This window comes from Sinomonas sp. G460-2 (assembly GCF_047759905.1).
GTDB lineage: Bacteria > Actinomycetota > Actinomycetes > Actinomycetales > Micrococcaceae > Sinomonas.
Window position 1 is genome coordinate 1 of record NZ_JBKZWT010000403.1, and the last position, 2,762, is coordinate 2,762.

General features: G+C 70.4%; 5 protein-coding genes. 3 read left to right on the forward strand and 2 right to left on the reverse strand.

The window, feature by feature from the left end; translation table 11 throughout:
• The coding region (locus ACLN58_RS20485; RefSeq protein WP_415857078.1) for an oxidoreductase C-terminal domain-containing protein at positions 1-135 on the forward strand (135 nt) is incomplete at its 5' end.
• Positions 136-145: 10 nt separating this feature from the next.
• Here ACLN58_RS20485 and ACLN58_RS20490 read toward each other — a convergent pair.
• A complete protein-coding gene (locus ACLN58_RS20490) occupies positions 146-664 on the reverse strand; it encodes a gluconokinase (RefSeq protein ID WP_415857074.1) in 519 nt (172 codons plus the stop codon).
• 152 nt (positions 665-816) lie between these two features.
• On the opposite strand from ACLN58_RS20490, the gene ACLN58_RS20495 reads away from it, so the two are divergent.
• Positions 817-1,539 carry a FadR/GntR family transcriptional regulator gene (locus tag ACLN58_RS20495; RefSeq protein ID WP_415857075.1) on the forward strand — a complete coding sequence of 241 codons (723 nt, stop codon included), beginning with the start codon at positions 817-819 and terminating at the stop codon, positions 1,537-1,539.
• A 22-nt stretch (positions 1,540-1,561) separates the two neighbouring features.
• Here the strand turns inward: ACLN58_RS20495 and ACLN58_RS20500 are convergent, their stop codons facing one another.
• A complete protein-coding gene (locus ACLN58_RS20500) occupies positions 1,562-2,353 on the reverse strand; it encodes an IclR family transcriptional regulator (protein ID WP_415857076.1) in 792 nt (263 codons plus the stop codon).
• A 49-nt stretch (positions 2,354-2,402) separates the two neighbouring features.
• Between ACLN58_RS20500 and ACLN58_RS20505 the strand changes: the two genes are divergently transcribed.
• Positions 2,403-2,762, forward strand: a 360-nt coding sequence (locus ACLN58_RS20505) for an MFS transporter (RefSeq protein ID WP_415857077.1), incomplete at its 3' end; no start/stop codon positions are given.

The window sequence follows — 2,762 nt, forward strand, 5'->3', positions numbered from 1 at the left end:
CACCTCCTCGGCTGCGCCGTCGTCGACCTTCCGCTCATGGTGCGCGCCGCGCGCCGCATCATCGACCGCGGCCTGACACCGGATCCCGAAGCACTCGCGGACCCCGCGGTGGACCCGAGGAAGCTCGCCCGCTAACCCCGCAACGTCAGGCCGGAAGGTGCAGCGATGCCGTGATCGCGTTGACGAGGCTCTCTGGGCTCTCGGCGATGTCGAGCCGCAGGCTGCCCGCGGCGTACTCGTCGGCGGTGAGGGCCTCGAGCGTCGAGAGCTGGCTCGGGAGGAGGCCGGTCGGCATGAAGTGCCCCGACCGCGAGGACATGCGCTCGGCGAGGAGTTCCGGCGTGCCGTCGAGGTGCGCGAAGATCACGCGACCTTCGGCCTCGGCGAGGAGGCGCCGGTAGCTGCGCTTGAGCGCGGAGCACGTGAGCACGGTGCTGTGCCCGGCGCGGGACTGGGAGGACATCCAGTCGCGGATGCTGCGAAGCCAGGGCCAGCGGTCGTCGTCGGTGAGCGGGACGCCGCTCACCATCTTGTCGATGTTCGCCTGGGGGTGGAACTCGTCCGCCTCCGCGATCGTCCACCCGAGCTTCTCGGCGAGCGCGGCAGCCACGGTGGTCTTGCCGGCACCGGCAACACCCATGACCACAACGTGCAAGGATTCCATGGCTACCTCCGCAGAAGACGTCGTTGGCTTCCGAAGAAGCGCGCGCAGCGGGACTCGCCGCGCATCAAAGATATCACTTATGAGTGACATAGGTAATACTTTTAAGGATCGTGACTTCTCGCGATCCACACCATGCGAAAGGCGGGCGGCCCATGGCTGAGGCACCGAAGCAGGGGCAGCCGGAGGCGGGCGACGGCGGCCTCCATCGCCGCATGCTCGACGCGCTCGGCGAGGCCATCGCCTCGGGACGGCTCGAGCCGGGTCACCGCCTCACGCTCGACGCGCTCCAGCGCGAGTTCGGCGTCTCGCGCACGGTCGCGCGGGACACGATGCGCGCGCTCGAGACGATGAACCTGGTCCAGTCGAGGCGCCGGGTCGGGATCGTGGTCCAGGACCCGTCACGATGGAACGTCTACGATCCGCAGCTCGTACGCTGGCGCCTTTCCTCGCCCCGTCGGGACGAGCAGTACTCTTCGCTCACCGAGCTGCGCATCGCCGTCGAGCCTCTCGCGGCGGCGGGCGCCGCCCGGCGGGCCACGTCAGCGCAACGCGCCGAGCTCGCCGGACTCGCAGCCGAGCTCCGGACGTTCGGCGAGGCCGGCGACCTCGAGTCCTTCCTCGCGACGGACATCGCGTTCCACCGGCTGATCGTCCGCAGCAGCGGCAACGAGATGTTCGCGGCGCTCGACGGCATGATCGCCGAGGCGCTCACGGGCCGCACGCGCCAAGGCCGCATGCCGTTCCACCCGCGGGACGAGGCCCTTGACGCCCACGCGCGCGCGGCCGAGGCGATCGCGCACGGGAATCCCGGCGTCGCCGAGGGGGCCATGCGCGAGGTGCTCCACGAGGTCCGGGCGGCGCTCAACCTCGACTAGCCAAGATTCCGCAGAACAGAATCTAGTGGGGACTATTGAGCTTCTCGGCGTCGAGGGTCGTGGCCGTGGCGTCGCAGGCCGAGACGAGGGCCGCGATCGTGTCCGGCCGCTCGAGCACCTCGGACCGCGAGCGCGGAGCGCTGATCGAGAGGGCAAGCCACGCGCGCCCCTGCCCCACCGCACGGCCCATCGCGGCGATGTCCGGCTCCGTCCGGCCGAGGTTGAGCGCGTAGCCCCTCGACCGGACCCCGGCGAGCTCGTCCTGGAGCTTGCGGAACTCCTCCGCCCCGAGCTGGTCCCCGGCGAGCTGCGCGGCGCGGCCGGTGTAGAGCTGGTGCAGCGCCTCGTCGTCGAGCGTCGCGAGGATCGCCTTGCCTCCCGAGGAGAGCCGCGCGGGAAGCACCGTCCCAGCCCGGTCGCCCACGCGCAGCAGCTGGGTCGACTCGACGCTCGCGAGGAAGCGCACGCTTGTGCCGAAGCGCCCCACGAAGTTCACCGTCTCGCCCACGGCCGCGGCAAGTTCCTCGAGGTACGGGTGGGCCACCGCGACGACCTCTTGGAGCCTCCCCTGCCGCGTGGCCCCACGGAGGGCCGGCCCGGCCGTGTATCGGCGGGACTCGTCCTGGAGCGCGAATCCGCGGTAGACGAGCGTCGCGAGGAGCCGGTGGGCGGTCGAGGGCGCGACGCTGAGCCGTTCGGCGGCCTCGTTGACCCTCAGGGCGTCGCGCTCCTGGAGGAGCATGATGAGCTGCAGCGCGTTGTCCACCGACTCAATGGCGTACGCCGGCTTCTTGACGATCTGAAACTTCTGCATGGCAGAATCCTAATGCCAGTGTGAGCTCGCGCACGAGAGCATGAATGGCATGTCACTCACTACTTCCGCCCGCGGCAATGAGGCCGCGCGCACCCACGGTGCGGGCCCAGCGTCGGGCCCCGCGCGCCGTCGTACGATCATCGCCATCGCGCTCTGCTGGGGCATGGTCCTCTTCGACGGCTACGACCTCATCGTCTACGGGACCGTGCAGAACAACCTCATCGAAGGCACGGGCTGGGGCCTCAATGCGGCGTCCGCCGGCACGATCGGCTCCATGGCGTTCGTCGGCATGATGATCGGCGCGGTGCTCGCGGGCCGCCTCTCCGACGCGTGGGGCCGTCGCCGCGCGATCCTCGTGTGCGCCGTCGTCTTCTCCGTCGCGACCGTGCTTTGCGCCGTCGCGCCGGGC